The following is a 22,460-nucleotide window of genomic DNA, read 5'->3' as shown; positions in this document are numbered from 1 at the left end:
ATGAAACGCACTTTCCAACCGTCCGTACTGAAGCGCAACCGTAGCCACGGCTTCCGCGCTCGTATGGCCAACAAGAATGGTCGTCAAGTTCTGGCTCGCCGTCGTGCGAAAGGCCGTACTCGTCTGACTGTTTCTAAGTAATAAAAGTTAACCCGCTGAGTGGTTAAGCTCGCTTTTCCCAGGGAGTTACGTTTGTTAACTCCCACTCATTTTACTTTCGTCTTCCAGCAGCCACTACGGGCCGGCACGCCGCAAATCACCATTCTTGGCCGCCTGAACAAGCTGGGGCACCCCCGTATCGGTCTCACTGTCGCCAAAAAGCACGTCAAACGCGCGCATGAGCGTAACCGGATCAAACGCCTAACCCGCGAAAGTTTCCGTCAACGCCAGCACGAGTTACCGGCGATGGATTTTGTCGTGGTGGCCAAAAAGGGGATAGCGGATTTGGATAACTGCGCGTTGACGGAAACGTTGGAAAAGTTATGGCGTCGCCACTGTCGCCAGGCTCCCGCATCCTGATCGGGCTGGTACGGGCTTACCAGTTCGTTATCAGCCCGCTGCTTGGGCCACGTTGTCGTTTCCAGCCGACATGCTCTCATTACACAATTGAGGCATTAAGCCAGTTTGGCATGATAAAAGGCAGTTGGTTGGCATTGAAACGCATATTAAAATGCCATCCTTTGAACCCAGGTGGCGATGATCCCGTACCGCCGAAAACTGATGATAATAGAGAACACTAACGATGGATTCGCAACGCAATCTTCTCCTCATCGCTCTGCTGTTCGTGTCTTTCATGATCTGGCAGGCATGGCAAGCGGATAACGCACCGCAGCCAACGGCTCAGACCACGCAACAGACTTCGAATGCAACTGCCGATGATGCCGCCAGACAGGACGGGCCAGCCAGTGCCCAAGGTAAACTGATCACCGTTAACACTGACGTGTTGTCACTGGCCATCAACACCCGTGGTGGCGATATCGAACAGGCTAAACTGTTGGCCTACCCGGAAACCCTGGGTTCATCACTGCCATTCCAACTGCTAGAAACCACCCCATCATTTGTTTATCAGGCGCAAAGCGGCCTGACCGGCAAAAATGGTCCAGATAACCCAGCAAATGGTGAACGCCCCCTGTACCAGGCTGCGCAAGACAGCTACACCCTGCCGGAAGGCCAGGATGAGCTGCGCATTCCGCTGAGTTTCACCAGTAAAGACGGCACTATCTACACCAAGACTTTTGTGCTCAAGCGTAACCACTACGCGGTCAGCGTTGATTACTACATCGATAACAAAAGCACCACTCCGCTGGAGCTGACCTTGTTCGGCCAACTGAAGCAGACTACCGAGCTGCCTAAGCACCGCGACACTGGTAGTAACAACTTCGCTCTGCACACCTTCCGTGGCGCAGCGTACTCTTCCAGCGAAGACAAATACCAGAAATACGCGTTCGACAAGGATGAGAAGTTGAATGTCACTACTCAGGGTGGTTGGATTGCTATGTTGCAGCAGTACTTTGCCACCGCGTGGGTGCCGGCTACGCAGGGCAGCAACACCTTCTATACCGCTAATCCGGGCGATAACCTGTCCACCATTGGCTTCAAATCAACGCCGGTGGTGGTGCAACCCAGTGCACAGCAACAGTTGAATGCCACCCTTTGGGTTGGCCCAGAGCTGCAAGATCAGATGGCTCAGTTGGCAGCGCATCTCGACTTGACCGTGGACTATGGTTGGCTGTGGTTTATCTCTCAGCCGCTGTTCAAACTGCTGAAGTTCATTCACGGCTTTATCGGCAACTGGGGCTTCTCCATCATTATCATCACCTTCATTGTGCGTGGCATCATGTACCCGCTGACTAAAGCGCAGTACACCTCGATGGCGAAAATGCGCATGCTGCAACCAAAGATGCAGGCGATGCGTGAGCGTATCGGTGATGACAAGCAGCGCATGAGCCAGGAAATGATGGCGCTTTACAAATCGGAGAAAGTGAATCCATTGGGCGGTTGCCTACCATTGATCGTTCAGATGCCAATCTTCCTGGCGTTGTACTACATGCTGATGGGTTCGGTGGAGCTGCGCCATGCGCCATTCGCCTTGTGGATCCATGATTTGTCGGCTCAGGATCCGTACTACATTCTGCCAATCCTGATGGGCGTGACGATGTTCTTCATTCAGAAGATGTCGCCAACCACAGTGACTGACCCGATGCAGCAGAAAATCATGACCTTCATGCCGGTGATCTTCACCGTGTTCTTCCTGTGGTTCCCGTCCGGTCTGGTGCTGTATTACATCGTCAGTAACCTGGTGACGATCATCCAGCAGCAGCTAATTTATCGCGGCCTGGAGAAACGTGGCCTGCATAGCCGCGACAAGAAAAAAGCCTAAGCGTATTGTAGGGGTTAGGCACGCCCAAGCTTTGCAGTAACTTCTAAAGGCGGTCATTAGACCGCCTTTTTGCATAGTACATCGTCAGAGAGAACCGCGTTACCCGACAGCATTCAAGCTTGCAGGTAGGCGGTAATTGAACGCGTCCCCGAGAACCCATTGACCGGGGTATAGAGAAGGCAGCCAACACTGCTGCAACTTGAAGGATAAAGGGTATATGAGCACCACCGATACCATCGTAGCGCAAGCCACCCCGCCGGGACGCGGTGGCATCGGCATTTTGCGCATTTCCGGAAGCAAAGCCAAAGAGGTTGCCTTGGCGCTGCTCGGCAAACTGCCCAAACCACGCTACGCTGACTATCTGCCATTCCGTGATGTCGCTGGCATCACCCTCGATCAGGGTATCGCACTGTGGTTTCCCGCTCCGAATTCGTTTACCGGCGAAGACGTACTGGAGTTGCAGGGCCACGGAGGGCCGGTGATCCTCGATCTGCTACTAAAACGCGTGCTCGCGTTGCCTGGCGTACGCATCGCGCGGCCCGGTGAGTTCTCCGAGCGCGCATTCATCAACGACAAACTCGATCTGGCGCAGGCAGAAGCCATTGCTGACTTGATCGACGCCAGTTCCGAACAAGCAGCACGGTCAGCGATGAACTCGTTACAGGGGGCATTTTCCACCCGCATTTATCAACTTGTGGAAGCACTCACTCACTTGAGAATCTATGTGGAAGCGGCGATCGACTTTCCAGACGAAGAAATCGATTTCCTGTCGGACGGCAAAATCGAGGCGCAGCTCAACGGTGTGATGGCCGCTCTGGACAGCGTGCGTGGCGAAGCACGCCAAGGCAGCCTGCTGCGCGAAGGGATGAAGGTGGTGATTGCCGGGCGACCAAACGCCGGTAAATCCAGCCTGCTCAATGCGTTAGCCGGACGTGAAGCGGCAATCGTTACCGATATTGCCGGCACCACCCGCGACGTACTGCGCGAACATATCCACATTGACGGCATGCCGCTGCACATTATCGATACCGCCGGCCTGCGAGAGGCCAGTGACGAAGTTGAGCGCATTGGTATCGAACGTGCCTGGAATGAGATCGAACAGGCCGACAGAGTGCTATTTATGGTGGATGGCACCACCACCGTCGCTACCGAGCCGGCAGAGATCTGGCAGGAGTTTACAGCGCGTTTGCCACAGCGTTTACCGATCACCGTGGTGCGCAATAAGGCTGACATCACCGGCGAAACGCTAGGCATATCAGAAGTAAATGGTCACTCACTTATTCGCCTTTCGGCACGTACTGGCGAAGGCATCGATCTGCTGCGCGATCACCTGAAACAGAGTATGGGCTTTACCAGCAACATGGAAGGCGGTTTCCTGGCGCGTCGCCGTCACTTGCAGGCATTGGAACAAGCGGCGCGACATCTAGTACAGGGCAAAGAACAGTTGGTGAGTGCTTACGCGGGTGAATTACTGGCTGAAGAACTGCGGCTGGCACAGTTGGCGTTAAGTGAAATTACCGGTGAGTTTTCCTCAGATGATCTACTGGGACGCATTTTCTCCAGTTTCTGTATTGGCAAATAAGAGCCTGTCCCAGTAGACGTACAGTGTTGGCTCATGACTCTGCAGGGTCGATTTGATAAATTACCGCATTTATGGGAAGTGTTATCACTGTTTCGATCGATGTTTATTGTTGTTATTGCCAGCAAAATGAACCTGTGCGCAAGCATGGCTTCGGTAAAACTGGCGCTCCTCGCGACTATTGTCAGGATTGACACCGTACTTTCCCGCTTAACAATCGCTACAATGCCCATAAGCCCAACATATAAAGACGACATGATGAATATGGCACTCAGTGGCTCCCTTGTCAGGGATTGTTGGGATTGTCAATATCACAGAATGTTACTCAACACTTTCCAGTTGATACCACACCACCAATAAAGTGAAAACAGGTGATTTTATCAAAAAAACCACCGATATTTTCACCTCTTACGGGCGAGAGGTATTCCTCAATACCAACAGAACGATCCTGGAACAGGATGCAACGACAGTGACCGACATGAAAAAAAGCATGTCCAACATAGTGGCAAGTTGAGTACCACTTTTCGTCAGTCGGTCTAGCGGATTGGTTCAATGCTTGGCAACATCTTTGGGTGGGGCATTCCAGGTTTTGGTACGCGTATAACTAATTGGAGCCATCACCCGATTTTTTTGACTTTACCCACGCACCCACAGGTTAATTTTCAGGGAGAGCGCTGCCAGCGGCCAATATCGCAATGCTACTCGCTGGGCGGGATGACGGCACTAAGCTGTATGCTCTCTACCTTTGCCACAGGGCTGCTGGGCGGGTTGATGCATACCTTTCTCAGTAAACGCGGGCGCACCAACAAACTGTTTAGCCCGTCGGTTACAGGGGCGGTAACCCTGGTGGCCGAGCTGGTGCAGATGACAATTCCAGATGCGCTGCAACTGGTGAAAAACATTGCCGCGCCGATGATGGTTGCTAACACCGTCGGGCCAGCGATGTTTATGCGTATCCTGCTGGATAAGCAGGCGATGCTAGAGAAATATACCTCAGCATTTTCCGCCACCTCGCTGAAGATAGCGGTCTCAACCGAGGGGATCCTGCGCCAGGGAGTTTGGGTGTCATTAGCTGATCACTTAACAGCAGCGCATACCGCCTTTGCCATCTCCGCCGTAGCGCGCCTGCTGGCGCTCGCGGAAGAATTCTGTATAGGTCATCACTCGCTTATCCGGGTGATTGATGTGCATATGCTCAACATAGGTGTCGTAATCGGGAACCCCCACCAGCATCCGCGCCGCCTGGCCAAGATACTTTTTCGCTGCGCCTAAATTATCGAACATAAGAGGCTCCTGATGTGCCCCGCAGCGATTGCTGCTGAACGGGGCCGATTATTGATCATCCGAAAAGATATTTGGCAACGGCAAGGCTGATTTGTCCAGAAAGTGCTGAGGGAATAGCCTTATTTAAAATGGGTATCCCAACCATTTATTCATGCCCGGAAGAGACTTTCACGCTCTCTTTCGGTATCGGCAAATACGGTGTTTCACAGTCGGAAGGCTCAGGCAGGCTACGCGCCTTCCGGTAGGCACGCATGCCGTAGAAGATAATGCTGTACACCACCAGCAGGAACAGAATACTCAGACCGGCGTTAGTGTAATTATTGACCATAATATGCTGCATCTTCGCCACCTGCTGCGCGCTAACATCACTGCCTATCGCGGCAATTTTCGCCTTATACTCGCCCGCCATAAAGAAGAATCCTTCCATTTGCGGATTGGTGCTGAACAGCTTCAGGCTCAGCGCCCAGGTGGTGCAGAGCAGCAGCCAGACGACGGGGATCACCGTTACCCAGATATACCTGGTTCGCTTCATTTTCACCAACACCACGGTAGCCAGTACCAACGCCACGGCGGCTAACATCTGGTTGGAGATGCCGAACAGCGGCCACAGGCTTTTCACCCCGCCGAGTGGATCGACCACGCCCTGATACAGCAGGTAGCCCCATAGGCCGACGCAACCCGCAGTACCAATGATCCCGGCTACCAGCGAATCGGTCTTCTTCAGGAACGGCACAAAGTTTCCCAGTAGATCTTGCAGCATAAAGCGGCCGGAGCGGGTCCCGGCATCCAGCGCAGTTAGGATAAACAGTGCCTCAAACAGAATGCCGAAGTGATACCAGAAGCCCATATCAGCAAACGGGATAATCTGGTTAAACACGTTGGCGATACCCACCGCAAGCGTAGGTGCGCCACCGGCGCGGTTCAGCAATGAAGGTTCACCAATGTCTTTCGCGGTTTGCAGGATCTGCTCCGGTGAAATCACAAAGCCCCATGAACTGACCACTGCCGCTGCTTGGGTGGTAACATCCTTCAACTGCGCCATAATCAGCGGAGCATTGTCGCCGCCCAGCTCATGCAGGTTTGGCATGGTAATGCCCAGCCCGGCTGGCGGAGTGTTCATGGCGAAGTAGAGCCCCGGCTCGATAATCGACGCGGCAACCAGCGCCATCACTGCCACAAACGACTCCATCAACATTGCGCCGTAACCGATAAAGCGTGCATCGGTTTCACTGGCCAGCAGTTTGGACGTGGTACCGGAGGCGATCAGCGCATGGAAGCCCGATACCGCGCCACAGGCGATGGTAATAAACAGGAACGGAAACAGTGCGCCTTTCCACAGCGGACCGGTACCGTCAACAAACGGTGTGATGGCAGGCATTTTCAGTTCCGGATTGAGGATCACAATGCTTATCGCCAGACCGACAATCACACCGATTTTCAGGAAAGTAGCCAGATAGTCGCGCGGTGCTAGAATCAGCCACACCGGCAGCAGGGCGGAGACAAATGCGTAGCCAATCAAGGTAAAGGTGATGGTGGTATCTTTAAAGGTCAATGCTTGGCCCCAGTAAGGATCGTGGGCAATCACCCCGCCAAACCAGATGGAAGCAACCAGCAGCAATATCCCGATTACTGACACTTCCCCCACCCTTCCCGGTCGGATAAAGCGCATATAGATGCCCATAAACAGCGCAATCGGCACGGTTGAGCAGACGGTAAACACCCCCCACGGACTTTCGGCCAGCGCTTTCACCACGATCAGCGCCAGCACTGCAAGGAGAATAATCATAATCAGGCAACAGCCGAACAGGGCGATGGTGCCTGGCACTGCGCCCATCTCTTCTTTGATCATCTCGCCCAGCGAGGTGCCATTACGGCGGGAAGAGAGAAACAGCACCATAAAATCCTGCACCGCACCAGCCAGAACCACGCCCGCCAATAGCCAAAGTACGCCAGGCAGATAGCCCATCTGTGCTGCCAGCACCGGGCCAACCAGCGGCCCGGCCCCAGCAATAGCGGCAAAGTGGTGACCAAAGAGTACGTTGCGGTGGGTCGGCACATAGTTCAGGCCATCATTATTGATGACCGCTGGGGTGGCACGGGTGGGATCCAGCCTCATCACCTTCTGCGCGATGTAAAGGCTATAGTAGCGATAAGCCACCAGATATACCGATACCGACGCTACGACAATCCATAGTGCACTGATATGTTCGCCGCGTCGCAAGGCAACCACTGCCAGACAGCAAGCACCGATAATCCCGATAATCATCCAAGGGAGATGCTTGAATAAAGTTTTTTTATTCATAGGAGACCTGGTTGTTAGAATAGCCAACAAAACCGTAATATCTATATGGCGCAGTTGAGTATTTTTAGCAAGAGAAAAATGGAGAGTTTACGTTATCTATGGTGGTGAATTCTAACGTGCAGCGGGGAGATTACTGACTAAGCGGCTGTATACCAGGATAAACCGTTGTTGAGCGCCTTAAGTGGTTTTAGCCCCCGGCCAATAGTAGGAAATATGTTAGGAAGACCTCATCGAAAACCGTTATCCAAAGGTTAATCTCCCCTTCATCTGGTGGAAATGTTGGGATAGTAGTGTATTAAGCGGTGTCCCGCCATTGCCCGTGAGCGCCGCTGGCGTTCATTTGAATGCGCAGCAAGGCGCGGGCCGTGAGGTTTGGTGGGCCAGATACGTGGCTCGTGCGGTCAAATAGCCACCACCCTTCGGCGTCAGGGATTTTATTCGCGTCCTGAAAGTTGGCATTAATACCGTTATCCGTACATTCAAAAACTCACCCCGAAGTCAGTGACAACACAGCCTGTTGCCTATAACGATGTGGCACTCAGCCTGGGTTTTATTACCACGGATGACTGGGTAAGTTACGAGCGAGAAGTCCATCAGAAATACATCTTGCCGGAAAGATATTTACTCAGCGAATTGAGCGACATAATCTTAATTTACGCACATATTTTAAACGGCTGACACCTAAGACGATATATTATTCACGTTCATTTGAAGGGCATGAAAAAGTGATTGGTGCCTATTTTGAAATATACCTATAAAAACCCTTCAGAGTCATGGTCAATAATTCCGAGCTTTTATCCCATCAGTATCACTGACTGCAACGTAGGTGCTGCTCTTCACCAGACGACTTCGGCAGAGGGAAGCCAGCGGCGAACCGTTGAAGCCTGCAAACGATAACCTGTTATTTCATTGAATTTTATTGCTAATAGTTCAGTGCAAGCCAGAGCCAGGCTGGCCACAGTGTGCGCTTACATAAATCCGCTATGCCATAGGTATATTTTTTTAATCTGTGCATCATTCATATTTTTTGCGTTTGACATTGGATTTATGCGGTATCAAATTATTAGTGGAACAAGTATTTTCAATAAAGGTACCGATAAATTGTGATGTAGCTCAATAAATAGACTTGAATGACATTTACTAATGAGGGAACTTTTATTATTATCCCCTATTAAATGTGGTGGGAAAGAGGAAAAATCCATCCACCAAGTCCGGTTAGCCAATTCCTTCATTCAACACTAGGGAGTGGGTTAGTAATGACAAGGTTTAGACATTCCACTTTTGCGTCGATTATCTCTTTTCTATCTGTACCTGCTTTAGCCGGAACTTGTATTCAAATTGATTCTGATCATGTAATGAGCAGTGGTGCTAGCGCCCCGTCAGATGTGAATCAAGTAACATTGCGATTGGTTCAGGTGGTGGTGCAGTCGCCAAAGGATTGGGTATTGCCATTGGTGATAAAGCCAATGCCTCAGGACTTTATAGCCCCATAGCCTTGGGCACCAAAGCTTCGGCACTCGGAGAATTCAGCGTGGCAGTTGGCTGCCAGACCAAGGTAACTGACAAGGGCTATGCCGGCATTGCCTGAGGCCCTCTATCGGTGGCAAATAGCGGATACTCTACAGTCATCGGTATAGGCGCTACGGTGGAAGGAGGCGGTAGTCTGAGGCGCGGAGACCTATACGTTACCGACGCCGACCGGTAGTAACAGCTTGGCTGCCGGTGCCAGCTCCTCGGCGAGTAATTTAACCGCACTGGAACGGTACAGTGGCTAAAAACAACAACTCTGTGGCGCTGGGGGCATCTTCCATGGTTGATCGGGACAATTCTGTCTCTGTGGGGAGTAAAGACCATGAACGTCAGATAAACCATGTTGCAGCTACAACATAAGGAACGGATGCCGTTAACTACGATCAACTGAAAAGCAGTCTCGCCAGTGTCGTTGCCATGGCTAACCTGCCGCAGCCTATCGATCCTGACGCAAGCAGGATATCAATGGATGTCGGTATTTACCTATAGTGAGCCTGGGTTGGCACTGGGTATTTCACACCGTTCTGAAAACGAACGCTGGGTGATGAAAGCTAGCGTAAGCACTAACACCCAGAGTGACTGGAGCTTAGGAAAAGCATTTTCAGATTTTATATAACTATCGAAAAACTTTCAAGGTTTATATTATGCGCGATAATGTTTTAAACGATGCATCCCGGCAGCCCCTCTTCTTAAATATAGATGCCGGGAGAGAGGCAAGTAGTGACCCAGCCAAGAATAACAGCGTGTCATCCCACCTGGCTTCTCAAATAAAAAACGTTGATAACAGTTCAGAAGAATTATCCTGTGGTGCCAGAAATAAAGGTTTTACCGAAAGCTTAACTCATATGTGGAGATCCCTGTGGCCATCGGGCAACAGTCAGTCCACTGAAGTAAACGATGCAGGGGAAAGTATTAAGTTAACAGAGGTGATTACTGACGGTGGGCTTCTACGTTCGCAAGCAGAGTCACTTCACATCTCGAGGAATGAACAAGTTTCTCCTGGTGGATGGAAAGGCAGTGCTTTAAAACGTTGCCTAGTAGGGGTTGGTATATTTACTGGGGGCGGAATACTGGTAAGGTCAGGGTATGAAAATTATGGGGAGCAGAATAGTCACAGCGGAACTACGGGTAATTTTACATCGCCCGCTTCTGTAGTGCCACCTCACAATTATTTATCTCCATACCATAATGTAAAAATTGATTCTATTACAAATGTGCGTACACCGCCACTTGATTTTATTTCGGGTTCTAGAATAAATGGCAAGAGAGAGCGTTCGCTTCTCGATAAGAACGAAAATTTTACGTCGCCCGCTTCTGTAGTGCGACGTCACAATTATTTATCTCTATGCTATGACTTAAAAATTGACAATATTACAGAGGTGCTTACACCACCACTTTATTTTATTTCAGGTCCTAGTATAGATAACAGGAAAGAGCGTTCGCTTCCCGTTGAGAACAGATATATTCCTAACTCGATTCTTAGCATCGTAGCAGATCGGAAACTCGACTTGCGTGTGATGAATGAATTTGATCTTATTTATCGTAGGGCAGGCGTTTCGTCAGATGTCAGTAATACAAATTCTTCAGAAGAGAAAAATATCAAGTTGCTTCTTAAAACCATACAGATAACCCAAAAATGCATTGATAGCAATAAATACGGACATGCTCAAGGCAATGCATTTGAACAACTTTTAGATATACGAAAAAGACTTTGGGATATTGCTAATAACTTAACTGATAATTATAGCAAGCTCTCAGTAGAGAAGTTTAAAAAATTTTACGTTTCTGACAAAGAAGAAAATGCATCTACGATGATAGATCCTCATAATTCATCAACTGTTACTCATAGGACAACAGTTCCTGTTCCCATAGCTGAGCTAGTGAGTAATGATACTTTTGTTGCTGGTGATGTTGGTGCTGCTGTTGCTGCTGGTGCGGCGGTAGCAGTAATTGGCAGTGCATGTACCAGCTGTGTTGTCGGTGGAGCAGGAGCGGTTGTCGGTATAGGAAGCATTGGCGTAGTTTCTGACATAGGAAATGGATATGTCGAAAAAAAATACAGCAGTTATATTTATCCGGGTCACCGTTCCAGACTTACTGCTGCAAATAATAATGCGAAAGGATTTAATAGATATTATGGATCGGGGGCCGCAACAGTTAGTATCACTCAAGATATAGATATGACTGCAACAGTGTCAACAAAATTAAAAAAAATTGAGGGTTACCCATTAAATAGTTTTCAGCCTTCATCAGATATTGAAATTGAAATTATGGTGGAAATAGCATCAAAAATTATAAATGATAACCCTTCTGAATATCTGGCTAACTTCTTGCGGGAAAAAGGGATTATACATAAAGACATAAACAAAGGAAATATAATATATAACAAGGGGGAGTTTTTCCTTGTGGACTTTGACGATGCTATAATTTTACCGGAAGGTCAAATGCTTAGCGCTGAACAGACTCAGGTCATGAAGAATAAATTAAAATATGTATTTAATGATGTTTTATATGATATAAGAAAAATATTGAGTACACATTATATAACAGTGTGAATCAACATGGTTATGGCAAAAGTAGTTAGCAGCGTTACCGTTGTCAGTCCTGCAAACGCACCTTCCAACTCGATTATGCCTATCGCGCCTGCCAGCCTGGAACGAAAAGACCAAATCGTTAACTTGGCAATGAATAATGCCGGTATTCGGGACACTGCCCGGGCGTTATATATCAGTATCAATGCCGTCGTACGCACGTTAAAAAACTCTCGCCGCGGAATGTAACAACACTGCCACTGGATAACCTGCAAATTCAACTGATTTGCGAAGTGGATGAGATGTGGTCATTTACCGACAACAAGAAACGACAGCGCTGGCTTTGGTACGCATAGGGGCTGCGGTTGAAGCGGATTATCGCTCATGTTTTGGCTCTCGAAGCAAGAAAACGCTGTGTAAATTGCTGAAACTGCTCTCGAGGTTCAATGTGGCCTTTTGGTGCACTGATGGCTGAAGGTGGAGTGGATTCGCTGATAAATCGTAGTCGTCGGGCCCCTAATCTCAAGAACCGCACAGACGATGCCACCGAGTGCGCTGTGGTTAATTATGCCGTTGATTTCCCGGCTCACGGTCAGCACCGGACCAGCAACGAGCTGCGTAAACAGGGTGTTTTTATCTCAGGAAGTGGCGTTCGTTCTGTCTGGCTGCGCCACAATCTTGAAAACTTCAAAAAGCGTCTGAAAGCACTGGAAGAGAAAGTGGCCCGTGAGAGTATCGAACTGACTGACAGCCAGATCGCAGCACTGGAACGTAAAGCCAGTGATGACGAGGTCTATGGCGAAATTGAAACCGCTCATCCGGGTTATCTGGGCTCTCAGGATACGTTCTATGTGGGGAACCTGAAGGGCGTCGGACGTATTTATCAGCAGACGTTCGTTGATACCTACTCGAAGGTTGCGCACTGCAAGCTTTATGTCACCAAAACGCCGATTACAGCGGCAGAGCTGCTAAATGACCGTGTGCTGCCATTTTATGCATCTCAGGGCCTGCCAATGCTGAGAATACTGACCGACAGAGGCACAGAGTACTGTGGCAAAGTGGAGCAGCATGATTATCAGCTTTATCTGGCGATAAATGACATCGACCACACGAAAACCAAAGCGAGGTCACCGCAGACGAACGGCATCTGTGAACGGTTCCACAGGACGATATTACAAGAATTTTATCAGGTGGCGTTCCGCAAAAAGCTGTATGGCGAGCTAGACGCATTACAATCGGATCTTGATGAATGGCTGGCTCACTATAATAATGGGCGAACCCATCAGGGTAAAATGTGCTGTGGTCGGACGCCAATGGAAACATTACTTGATGGAAAGCGCATCTGGGCTGAGAAAAATTTAAGCCAGATGTAATCTGACAGATACCTGTATAAATAACCGGTAACTGTCAGATCAGGCCTGAGCTAATACACCTCAACCATCGTGTCCAGGATTTTCATCTCCATCTTTGTGAAAACCAACTCTGCCGGTGCCTCCGGTATTTCCCAGTTTAGCATCGTCAGCCAGAATATCCGCCAGCTCAGAATGCAGTAGCAACATAATAAATTTGTCAGACGCTATACTGAACCCAGCCTGGAGCGTTCAGCCTGACAGCATGATTCATAATATTTTGAAATACTTCAACTTTCCATCGCTGGCTGTACCAGCCAAGTTTTTCCGTCGCCTCCGCCAGAACCGTTACCAGCAAATCAGTCAGCAGTTTCCATTCCACCCGGACATTCTTATCATCAGCAATTTCTTCTGTTGCGATTACTGCTTTCAGTTCCATGTCAGGATATTATTTTGCCTTAACTATTGGCGGATGCAGTGTTATTCTTTTCCATCTGACATTCAACGTAATCTCGCGTACTCTACCTTCATCCTGGCGCAGCATGATTTGATATTTCTCTTTGCCTTCTGGAAGAATATTATCCATTTCTTCTTCCAGAGTGGAATTTTCTGCCAGACGGTTTACGCAGGGTCTGACCAGGAAATGCGTGCCTAACTCTGATACGAGGCAATAGAGTTCGTAAATATCACTTTCGCGATCGCCAATGTGCACACATAGCTCCGGACATTGTAATAATGCCGTTGACTGCCGTCATTTCTCCAGCCAGCGATAACTTTCTTTTTCCTCTATAGGTATCCGGGTGGGATTAATTTTTCTTTTTAACACATTCGCCCCTTTGAATTTTTTTCGGATCCAGAATTTAATTGCCGTCAGACCCAGCGGGAGTCCCTGTGTCGTCACGACCAAACTGGAATGCATCGGGATCCCGCAGTTAATACCGGCATCCTTCCCTGTTTTGACAAGACCTGCCGTATGGCTTCCAGTAAAGCCCACCAGGTCAGGATTGTTTCGATGGTAACCAAACGAGGTGGTATCCTGGAGAAACAGGATGGTTTCTTCCTGTGTGGCCTGCACCCTCTGGCAAGTGGCTTCGGTATGTCCCTGCAGAAGCGTTTGTTCATCAATTTTAGTGCCGGAAAGAAAGCGGTAAGCGGCTTTTGTTGCTGAGCGCTCCTAGCAGGCAAAGGGCAGGCTGTTTCCCATTCCCTGCCAGAGTTTTTGCATCAGGGATCTAAAGCGGCTGGCGTGTCGGCGGTCACTAAAAGTAGATAAATCAATTTCTTCATCAATCCATGCCAGTGGGGAAGCCGAAATCGGTACTGAATTAATCATATACCCCTGCCCCTGGATAATAACGCCGCCTGATTAGGTTGATGATAACATTAATATCAATGTGGGCATTTGCAAGAAACTGAGTGCCGTATGTAGCCATTTAACCAGTACTGATAACTTAGATGCCTAGACTGCCACCCAGCATTCATACCTCCTTGGAAATGAAATCAATCACTGTTTCCGTTTGGTTCTCAATGGGTAATATGTAGAGTGGTATTATCCTTGGCATATAGAAGGAATAGTCTAAAAGCAGAAAATAGTATTTACATTCAGATAGTTGTTTTTTTTGCGCTTGATGGGATATTATGTTCTATACTCACTTCCACTAACACCTAACCCAGTGATATGATTATGAAAAAAGCAACATTGTTTTTTTTCTTCCCATTATTCTTTGTGATAAACATTGCGTCAGCCACCGTAGACTGTGCGAATTTAAAGCTAAAAATTAATGCTGAGAACAAGAGTTTTTACCAGGGTTTGGTGCAAAAGATACTGACTGAAAAAGTCAGCACAAACCAAATCGACGTATCCGAAGTTTTAGCCAACAAAGAGTGGCTAGCTATTTTCGCCTCAACAAAAACCTCTGAGCCTGGAGTTTTTTTCTTTAAAAACAAGGAATTTATCGATGTATGGGGAGGGCTGGTCGAGCAAGACGAAAAACCCGACGTATTAAAGTGGACCCAAGGCATCCATGCTCCAGGAATGTTAACACAATGTTTTTTTGAGGAAATAGTCATACAATAGAACTCTCACGTTGTTTATAAACAGTATGGATAACCAACCATTGATAGGAATAATGAGCAGGAACATTAATTATTTCTATCAATGCTGACAGAATATTTATTTTTTTATGGTAAAATTCCTTGCCCCTATGCCTACTACAAATGGCTATAACCTTAGTAATTCAGGAGAAATAGAAAAATGAACACCAGTAAACTTAGATTAATTGGTTCTTTGCTCCTTGCGCTTTCTTTTTCATTAGTCCAAGGCTGTACCAACACCACCGACCCGCAGGTTGTTGCTGCATTTCAAGACACACCATTTAATGATTGGTTCAATAATTTACTAAGTCAAATAAAGTCCGATCATGTATATAAACACATGCCGATTGATACTACTGAACAATCAGAAAAATTCCTTATTTTACTGCATGATACTTATCGCCATAAAATCACGAAAAAAGAATTTTCACAGCGAATGAGCAATCAATACCCCGGTCATGATTATGAAATTTCATTTATTACATCAAGACTGCCTTAAATTAACACTGGCATTTTTATTACTTGTATAAAATGAAAAATAAGCATAAAAACCGTAAAGTCAGCTGGGGTGGCACGCCAAAAAGCGCGCACCCCGCATAGCCTTCAAGACTAAAAAATCAATTAATAAAATCAACTTGACTTAATGCGGTTAAAAACTGAACTTTATTCTTTAATTATAGATAGTTACCTGTCTAGGGGAGGGGGCACCATGATAAAAAAAGAAAAAGCAATAAACTTATTCATCAGTTTATTATTCCTTTCATATTACTCACCTCCCGTTAATGGTGAACCGCACCCAATCATAATTCCACTGGGGCATTTAGATAGTCGCCTAACCATTAATGTCGGTGTGAACGGCGGCCCTGCACAAAAATATATCTTTGATACGGGTTCCGATCAGTTCAACGCCGCTCTCGGACAACAAGACACCTCGCGCTTGCCGAATGTGAATCAGGCATACGAATATCTCTATGGCAACAATGGCTGGGGTGGGTACTGGTTACAGCGCAAGCAAATAACAGACCTGACCTATTACACCGCTGATGCAACCTCGATACCGGTAACGACTCCCGACAGCAATAATAAAGGCTACGTCATTGGCCAGGTCGAACATATGTTGCTCGACCATCCACAACAGGAGGATCAAAAGCCGTTTAAAATCGTAGAGGGGAAACCTTATTACATTGATCCGGGCGCGGAAAAAAACATTACCTCAGGATGGCCAACAGAAGAGAAAAATTTCTACGGTACCTTTGGCGTAGGGGATTTTCTTTTTATGGATGCCAATGGCAATCCCAACGGCGGCAGCCCCTTTAGCACCATCACAAAAACCGGCTTTATCGTTGCCGGTAATGACAATGCCAATGAAAATGGGACAACGTGGTCACCGGGTTGCGCGCCTTGTACTATCCTCAATTTGACGCCCAGCCTGCGGGCGCAGTTTGATACCCAGGCCCCTTGGGCACCGACGCGAAGTGAAGGCGATATCACCCATTTCCCCAACTCTGGCGCACCGGCGTCATCGCAACATGAAGGCCGCTTCAAATACTCCTTCACACTCAATACCAACGGTCAGTCGAGCACCGTTGAGCTTCCCGCAGAGGCGCTGAGCGGCGCAATTTTGTTCGATACGGGCAATGCTACTCACGCAACGATAGACAGCAAAAAATTCGGCGACATCCTCGAACAGCATGGCGTGAAATTTGACAAGGATGGCGAAAACACAACATCCATCGTTTCTCTCACACTCCAACCAGTGGATGTCAATGGGCAAAAAGTGGGCAACGAGATCATTCTGCAAGAAGGCGGAGATAAACGCCTGATTATCGATCGTGATAGCAGTGATACAGAGACATGGAATATTACGTTAGGAATAGGTTTTTTCGTAAATTATTCAGTGATGTATGATTTACAAAATCAACTCACGGCGTTTACACCTTTCTTCGTTAATGCTGATGATTTTTCTACGCATGCCAACGGCAGCGGATTGCAACTTAGCCGCGTAACGAAGCAAATGGGAAATCTAATGAGTGCTCCTGCTGGCGATCCCTCAGGTGATTCTAACGGAGGAAAAGGTTATCTGGGGTTGGCGGGCGCAATTTCCGGTGCCGGTGACTTAACGCTCATGCCGGATGTGGTAGTCAACATGACCGGCACCAACACTTATACCGGCGTGACCCGGGTGAATAAGGGCGCGGTGTTATACCTTACCGGCCCCGGTAGCCTTGCCCACTCGGCATCGCTGGAAAATAACGGTTGGTTTGACATCACTGAACACGGTAATTTCAATCCGCTGTAGGGCGTTCCAGACAGCATGAACAACGTCACTCTCCGCAGCTTAAACGGCAATGGCGTTGTAACGCTGGGGGACAGAACTCTAGTATTGAGCCAGGCCAAGGATAATTTTTCGGGCCGAATCACAGATGTTGACCTCAGTAATCCTGACGGAACGCACTATAAAGGTGGCCTAACAATAGCGGGCGGTAGTCAAACGCTCAGCGGGAATAATGACTATGCCGGCCAGACGTGGATTGCCAAAGGTGCCGCGTTGCAACTGGCCAGCACCGGCGCATTAACCAGCGATGTCGCGGCTGACGGGCACTTTATCGCCAACGGCAAAGCCTCCGGTGCTACGGTGGTGCGCGATGGAGGGCTAGTAAGTGGCAGCGGGCATATCAGCACGCTGACGGCAAATAAAGGGGGTTCGGTGGCACCCGGCAATTCCATCGGCACCTTGACGATTGATAACGATCTGACGCTGGATAATGGCTCCCGTTATCTGGCTGAAATTGAGGCCGGCCGCAACGATTTGCTACAGGTCAATGGTCAGGCGACATTGAACGGAGGCGAGATTGCTGTGGTACTGCAAGCGGGGCAAAACCTGCTGGCTTCAACATCCTCCGCCGGCAATATCCTGGCACAGCGTTATACCGTGCTCACGGCCGCGCAAGGTATCACAGGGCAATTTGGCCACGCCGACGCCGGGCTATTTTTAACGCCCGATTTGGCCTATCAGCCCAATAGCCTCTCACTGGGTTTACAACGTAACACCACCCGTTTTGCTGATGTCGCCGTTACTGCTAATCAATATAATCTCGCGACGGCAATTGAACAATTACCGGCTGATAACCCCTTGTATCAAAGCTTGCTGATAGCCCCTTCTGCGGAACTGGCGCGACAAGCCTATCGTCAATTGTCCGGGCAGATACACGCGGATATCGCCTCCGCGCTAGTGAATAACAGCCGTTATGTTCGGGATACGCTTAACGGTCGTTTGCGCCAGACTCAGGGCGCAGCGGACAGCAGTGACATAAAACAAGACGAGGACGGCGCATGGGTCAGTTTGTTGGGCAATTGGGAGCACGCCAGCGGCAATGATAATGCCACGGGTTTCCACGACTCAACCTTTGGGGTATTACTCGGTGCGGATAATGAGCTGGCTGATCGTTGGCGTCTGGGCTAAGCCACCGGTTACACCCGCACCTCATTGCACGGAGACGCCGCATCTGCCGACAGTGATAACTATCATTTGGCTATCTATGCAGGTAAAACCTATGACAACCTGAATCTGCGCACAGGTATCGCCTATACCTGGCACCGGGTTGAAACCTCACGGGGCATCGGGTATTACGGCCAGTCTGATAACGCCAAGGCACGCTATCATGCGGGAACGGGCCAAATCTTCGCAGAAGCGGGTTACCGTCTGAACAATACCTGGTTTAATCTGGAGCCGTTTGTCAACCTGGCATGGGTGAATTACCGAAGCGATGACATGACGGAAAAAGGCGGCACCGCCGCATTGACAGCGGACAACCAGAGCACCTTCGGAATCTTCTCCACGCTGGGTATGCGTGGGGAAAAACGCTGGAATATCGGTAAAGACAGCGCCGTCACCCTCCGAGGAAAACTAGGCTGGCAACATCAGTATAACGAGGCTGAACGCGAAGTTGGCTTGCGCTTTGCTGGCACGGACGCAACCTTCAATACCGCCACGGACGCAGCCTCACACGACGGCATGGTGATGAAAGCGGGGGCAGAAATCAGCGTCACAAAATCGGTTGCCGTTTCCATCAACTATACCGGTTTGTTATCTCAGAACTATCAGGATAACGGTATGAATGCTGGTGTGGTATGGCGTTTCTGATATTCCCACATGTAAGCATGATTGAAAACAACGATTTCCTAGAGGTGGGTTAGAAACAAAATCACCTCTCGGAGAACAGGATATCTTCCTAGATAGTCAATCTTGATACTCACCGACCTCTGGTTCTGCTTCCCGGTCGCGATCAGCGTACGCTGGCAGCCTGGTTCATAAAATATTCGGAAATACAGGTTGTCTCACGCGATCACGGCGGCATTTATGCCACTGCTGCTCGCGAAGGTACGCCTCAGACCAGGCAGGTGGTAGATCGCTGGCATCTTCTGGAAGAATATTGGCGATGCTCTCGAACGGATGATCTACAGACACATGCCACTGATACGCCTTGTCGCCAGTGAACTATCGCCAAATAAAACACCAGAGCCTGAGAACCTCCATCGCCGCTCCGTCGTCCGGAACGGCTTAAACAACAAACACGCAATAAACGCCATAAGCGCTGGGCGGAGGTAATGAACCTGTATCAGAAGAGATGCGGGTTTCGGGAAATATCCCGTATCACCGGATTATCCCGTGTGACGGTCAGTCGGTGGGTTCCGTCAGGGACATTCCCTGAAATGTCGACCAGACCTCCAAAGCCAGGCCGTCTGGAACCGCAGCGTGAGTGGCTGGAAGAACAGCGGAAAAGCGGTAATCACAATGCCAGCCAGATATGGCGGGAAATGGTTACACAGAGATTTACCGGCAGTAAAACCATCGTCAGGGATGAGGTTACCAGATGGCGTAAAAATGGTGCCGCAACGGTTACCGCACCAGCCCATCTTCCTTCAGCTTTCCGGGTAAGCCGATGGCTGATGCCCTGGCGAATGGCGAATAATGAAAGGGGAAAAAAATTATGCTTCCCGCTTCATCGGGCTGATGTGCGAAAAAGAGCCGCAGTTGAAAATAGCACAGCAACTGGCACTCGACTTCTACCGGATCCTAAAAACCAAAGACCAGCCACAACTGAGCAGGTGGTTCACCAGTGTCAGCGAAAGCGGATCTGTTGAGCTTCAGCGTGTTGCAACAGGGATGAATTCTGTGTAACTGCCACCGTATTAAAGGTGATCGTTTAAGCGATCACCGAACTCGATAATAAAACGACTCATTGCCAGCCGCCAGTTCTTGATCGGCATACTCCATTTTTTTGATGCATCTTTGATCGCCAGATAAATAACCTTTCGCACTGAGTCGTCTGTCGGGAACACTTTGCGTTTTTTGATGGCTGCACGGATCACGCTGTTCAGCGACTCGATAGCGTTGGTCGTGTAGATGGCTTTGCGGATTTCGGCTGGATAGCCGAAGAACGTATTGAGATTTTCCCAGTGCGTACGCCAGCTTTTACTGATTTGCGGATACTTGTCATCCCAGACACCCGCGAACGCATCCAGTGCCATCAGCGCGGCTTCTTCTGTCGGAGCCTGGTAGACCGTCCTCAACCCGCGGGTGACGGCTTTATAGTCCTTTCACGCCACGTATTTCAGGCTGTTGCGGACCCTATGGATGATACAGAGCTGGAGATGCGTCTGAGGATAGACGCTGTTTATTGCATCCGGGAAGCCCTTCAGCCCATCCACGCAGGCAATCAGGATATCCTGAAGACCCCGGTTTTTAAGCTCGGTCAGCACGCTAAGCCAGAACTTTGCACCTTCATTTTCTGCCAGCCACATGCCCAACAGTTCTTTCTGGCCTTCGGTGTTAATGCCCAGGGTAAGGAAGACAGCTTTGTTAATTACGCTGCCACTGTGGCGGACTTTCACGACAATGCAGTCAAGGTAAACAATAGGATACAGGGCATCCAGAGGTCGATTTTGCCATTCAGCGACCTGCTCTTTAACGGCATCGGTCACTTTAGATATCAGCGTTGGCGACACATCGGCGTCGTACATTTCCTTGAACGTGGCGACGATTTCCCGCGTGGTCATGCCTTTGGCGTACAGGGATAAAATCTGGCTGTCCATCTGCGTGATACGCGTCTGGTTTTTCTTTATCAACTGCGGCTCGAAGGTGTTTTCACGGTCACGTGGCGTGTTCAGTTCGATTTCGCCATCGTCGCACAGCAGCGTTTTAGAGGAATAGCCATTACGGGTATTCGAGCCGGATTTTGGGGCATTTTTCTCGTGCCCGAGGTGGTCGGTCAGTTCAGCGTTCAGCGCCGTTTCAACGGTTAGCTTCGTCAACATGCGGGAAAACTGATTGAGATCAGCGTCGGTTTTAAGACCTTTAGCCAGTTCAGCAGCGAGTGCCCTGAGTTTCTTTTCGTCCATAATTTGCCTGTCTCCATTGTTGGAGTGAACATATCAAAAACAGGCAGATACACAATTTAAATTACAGGCTCTATACCCAAAAACGTCATGTAGTAGGAGTTTGAGGGCGTTTTCCCATGTCTATTATACTTTTTATATCATACAGTTAGCTCACTAACGTACGTTTCCGTTCCATTGGCCTTCAAACGCCATTTACAGTAAATGGCGTTTATGGTTCATCTGTTGGTGCAAAATACGCACAATCAGAATATCTGTATCACGAACCGTATAAAAAATGGCATGTCGCTGAAATTCAATGCGCATCACACCAGGGACGGCATGGTAGTCCCGCCCTATATCTGGCATTCCGGCCAGTGTCTCGAACAATGCCTCAAGTGCGTCTGTGTAATGGTCTGCCTGAGCTTCACCAAATTTCAAGAGCGTATAGTCATAAATCCCGGCGAAGTCGTCTGCCGCCCGTTCGGTGAGTTTATACACGGTGTCTCAGCTTTCTTTGTGCTGCAATATCCCGCAGTGATAGCGAGCTTTCACCGCTTTCCAGCCCAGCAGTAACAGCCTGGCGAACAACTTCATCGTTTGTTTCCTGTTGCTCCAGCAATCGCAGAGCAGAGCGCATAACTTCACTCGCAGAGCCGTAACGGCCACTGTCTATTAATCGACTGATAAACGAATCGAGTTGTTCGCCAATCGTAACGCTTGTAGTTCTGGCCATAATGCCCCCGGGTGTTAACTATCAACACAATAATAGGAATACTTACTCCTGGTGTCAACGAATGCACCTAACCGGATTTTGCCCCCTTCCCGCCAGACTGGGTTTTTAGCTTACTTTTAGCGGTGAAGTAGGTAAGGGCGAAAAGCGCCTTTTCGCAGTAGTAGGTTCAGTTAACCCCCTGCCTTCGGGCAAAGACCGGAGGGGCTACTTAAAGTTTCTTGAGGAGCATAGCGACCATGCCGAACCGGCGCGGCCGTCTGGCCGCTGCAAGGGCGGTCATTATTGGTTTTCCCCGTT

The 22,460-nt window shown here is 49.0% G+C and carries 19 protein-coding genes and 8 pseudogenes; 17 read left to right on the top strand and 10 right to left on the bottom strand.

Annotated features, from left to right (window positions below; translation table 11 throughout):
* The 6 genes and pseudogenes from rpmH to SYMBAF_RS16440 all read left to right on the top strand — a co-directional run.
* On the top strand, positions 1-141 hold the full coding sequence (gene rpmH / locus SYMBAF_RS16465) for a 50S ribosomal protein L34 (protein ID WP_082026854.1): 141 nt from the start codon (positions 1-3) through the stop codon (positions 139-141).
* Between the two features lie 18 nt (positions 142-159).
* A complete protein-coding gene (rnpA, locus tag SYMBAF_RS16460; RefSeq protein ID WP_037388954.1) occupies positions 160-519 on the top strand; it encodes a ribonuclease P protein component in 360 nt (119 codons plus the stop codon).
* Positions 483-740, top strand: coding sequence for a membrane protein insertion efficiency factor YidD (gene yidD, locus SYMBAF_RS16455; RefSeq protein ID WP_006709033.1), 258 nt, complete (start codon positions 483-485; stop codon positions 738-740). Before rnpA ends, yidD begins: the two co-directional genes overlap by 37 nt.
* A gap of 2 nt (positions 741-742) precedes the next feature.
* A complete protein-coding gene (yidC, locus tag SYMBAF_RS16450; RefSeq protein WP_040264135.1) occupies positions 743-2,380 on the top strand; it encodes a membrane protein insertase YidC in 1,638 nt (545 codons plus the stop codon).
* Between the two features lie 217 nt (positions 2,381-2,597).
* A complete protein-coding gene (gene mnmE / locus SYMBAF_RS16445; protein WP_040264133.1) occupies positions 2,598-3,962 on the top strand; it encodes a tRNA uridine-5-carboxymethylaminomethyl(34) synthesis GTPase MnmE in 1,365 nt (454 codons plus the stop codon).
* A 696-nt stretch (positions 3,963-4,658) separates the two neighbouring features.
* Positions 4,659-5,015: pseudogene (locus SYMBAF_RS16440) on the top strand (LytS/YhcK type 5TM receptor domain-containing protein); the annotation flags it as partial.
* Between the two features lie 24 nt (positions 5,016-5,039).
* Here the strand turns inward: SYMBAF_RS16440 and SYMBAF_RS16435 are convergent.
* A complete protein-coding gene (locus SYMBAF_RS16435) occupies positions 5,040-5,243 on the bottom strand; it encodes a YbdD/YjiX family protein (RefSeq protein WP_082026853.1) in 204 nt (67 codons plus the stop codon).
* Between the two features lie 145 nt (positions 5,244-5,388).
* Positions 5,389-7,545 (bottom strand): carbon starvation CstA family protein, encoded by a 2,157-nt coding sequence (locus SYMBAF_RS16430; protein ID WP_040264127.1) that lies wholly within the window; start codon positions 7,543-7,545, stop codon positions 5,389-5,391.
* Between the two features lie 421 nt (positions 7,546-7,966).
* On the opposite strand from SYMBAF_RS16430, the pseudogene SYMBAF_RS18590 reads away from it, so the two are divergent.
* A pseudogene (locus tag SYMBAF_RS18590) lies at positions 7,967-8,303 on the top strand (IS1 family transposase); the annotation flags it as partial.
* A gap of 81 nt (positions 8,304-8,384) precedes the next feature.
* Here the strand turns inward: SYMBAF_RS18590 and SYMBAF_RS18000 are convergent.
* Positions 8,385-8,480 (bottom strand): annotated as a pseudogene (locus SYMBAF_RS18000) (hypothetical protein); the annotation flags it as partial.
* Positions 8,481-8,983: 503 nt separating this feature from the next.
* Here SYMBAF_RS18000 and SYMBAF_RS18585 point away from each other — a divergent pair.
* From SYMBAF_RS18585 to SYMBAF_RS16390, 5 genes and pseudogenes are all read left to right on the top strand, one after another.
* Entirely contained in the window at positions 8,984-9,133 is a 150-nt protein-coding gene (locus tag SYMBAF_RS18585) for a hypothetical protein (RefSeq protein WP_160289778.1), read from the top strand.
* A gap of 411 nt (positions 9,134-9,544) precedes the next feature.
* Positions 9,545-9,691: a YadA-like family protein gene (locus SYMBAF_RS18580; protein WP_160289777.1), complete on the top strand. Its 147-nt coding sequence runs from the start codon at positions 9,545-9,547 to the stop codon at positions 9,689-9,691.
* 28 nt (positions 9,692-9,719) lie between these two features.
* Complete coding sequence (locus SYMBAF_RS16400; protein WP_152609054.1) at positions 9,720-11,630, top strand: BUD32 family EKC/KEOPS complex subunit; 1,911 nt, start codon at positions 9,720-9,722, stop codon at positions 11,628-11,630.
* A pseudogene (locus tag SYMBAF_RS16395) lies at positions 11,603-12,075 on the top strand (IS1 family transposase); the annotation flags it as partial. The gene SYMBAF_RS16400 and the pseudogene SYMBAF_RS16395, both read left to right, overlap by 28 nt.
* A gap of 1 nt (position 12,076) precedes the next feature.
* Positions 12,077-12,979: pseudogene (locus SYMBAF_RS16390) on the top strand (IS481 family transposase); the annotation flags it as partial.
* A 196-nt stretch (positions 12,980-13,175) separates the two neighbouring features.
* Here the strand turns inward: SYMBAF_RS16390 and SYMBAF_RS16385 are convergent.
* The 4 genes from SYMBAF_RS16385 to SYMBAF_RS16370 all read right to left on the bottom strand — a co-directional run bounded on the left by SYMBAF_RS16385 (position 13,176) and on the right by SYMBAF_RS16370 (position 14,288).
* Positions 13,176-13,394 carry a hypothetical protein gene (locus tag SYMBAF_RS16385; protein WP_152609053.1) on the bottom strand — a complete coding sequence of 73 codons (219 nt, stop codon included), beginning with the start codon at positions 13,392-13,394 and terminating at the stop codon, positions 13,176-13,178.
* A gap of 9 nt (positions 13,395-13,403) precedes the next feature.
* Positions 13,404-13,667, bottom strand: a complete 264-nt coding sequence (locus SYMBAF_RS16380) for a hypothetical protein (protein ID WP_152609052.1) — start codon at positions 13,665-13,667, stop codon at positions 13,404-13,406.
* A 39-nt stretch (positions 13,668-13,706) separates the two neighbouring features.
* Entirely contained in the window at positions 13,707-14,030 is a 324-nt protein-coding gene (locus SYMBAF_RS16375; RefSeq protein WP_152609051.1) for a hypothetical protein, read from the bottom strand.
* Between the two features lie 99 nt (positions 14,031-14,129).
* Positions 14,130-14,288, bottom strand: coding sequence for a transposase DNA-binding-containing protein (locus tag SYMBAF_RS16370; RefSeq protein WP_152609050.1), 159 nt, complete (start codon positions 14,286-14,288; stop codon positions 14,130-14,132).
* A gap of 351 nt (positions 14,289-14,639) precedes the next feature.
* Here SYMBAF_RS16370 and SYMBAF_RS16365 point away from each other — a divergent pair, with 351 nt between their 5' ends.
* The 5 genes and pseudogenes from SYMBAF_RS16365 to SYMBAF_RS16340 form a co-directional block, all read left to right on the top strand.
* Complete coding sequence (locus SYMBAF_RS16365; protein ID WP_040264120.1) at positions 14,640-15,032, top strand: hypothetical protein; 393 nt, start codon at positions 14,640-14,642, stop codon at positions 15,030-15,032.
* A gap of 177 nt (positions 15,033-15,209) precedes the next feature.
* Entirely contained in the window at positions 15,210-15,548 is a 339-nt protein-coding gene (locus tag SYMBAF_RS16360) for a hypothetical protein (RefSeq protein WP_040264118.1), read from the top strand.
* Positions 15,549-15,758: 210 nt separating this feature from the next.
* Positions 15,759-17,348, top strand: coding sequence for a hypothetical protein (locus SYMBAF_RS16355; protein WP_152609049.1), 1,590 nt, complete (start codon positions 15,759-15,761; stop codon positions 17,346-17,348).
* Positions 17,349-17,363: 15 nt separating this feature from the next.
* Positions 17,364-19,193 (top strand): annotated as a pseudogene (locus SYMBAF_RS17995) (autotransporter outer membrane beta-barrel domain-containing protein).
* Between the two features lie 92 nt (positions 19,194-19,285).
* A pseudogene (locus tag SYMBAF_RS16340) lies at positions 19,286-20,225 on the top strand (transposase); the annotation flags it as partial.
* Between the two features lie 17 nt (positions 20,226-20,242).
* On the opposite strand, the pseudogene SYMBAF_RS16335 reads toward SYMBAF_RS16340, so the two are convergent.
* The 3 genes and pseudogenes from SYMBAF_RS16335 to SYMBAF_RS16325 form a co-directional block, all read right to left on the bottom strand.
* Positions 20,243-21,451, bottom strand: a pseudogene (locus SYMBAF_RS16335) (IS256 family transposase).
* Positions 21,452-21,643: 192 nt separating this feature from the next.
* Positions 21,644-21,928, bottom strand: a complete 285-nt coding sequence (locus SYMBAF_RS16330; RefSeq protein WP_040264115.1) for a type II toxin-antitoxin system RelE/ParE family toxin — start codon at positions 21,926-21,928, stop codon at positions 21,644-21,646.
* Positions 21,921-22,163 (bottom strand): type II toxin-antitoxin system ParD family antitoxin, encoded by a 243-nt coding sequence (locus SYMBAF_RS16325; RefSeq protein WP_071837557.1) that lies wholly within the window; start codon positions 22,161-22,163, stop codon positions 21,921-21,923. Before SYMBAF_RS16325 ends, SYMBAF_RS16330 begins: the two co-directional genes overlap by 8 nt.
* Positions 22,164-22,460: the final 297 nt, after the last annotated feature.

This window comes from Serratia symbiotica (assembly GCF_000821185.2).
GTDB classification, from domain to species: Bacteria; Pseudomonadota; Gammaproteobacteria; order Enterobacterales; family Enterobacteriaceae; genus Serratia; species Serratia symbiotica.
The sequence above is the reverse complement of the archived record's forward strand: the minus strand, read 5'-3'. Positions and strand labels throughout refer to the sequence as shown.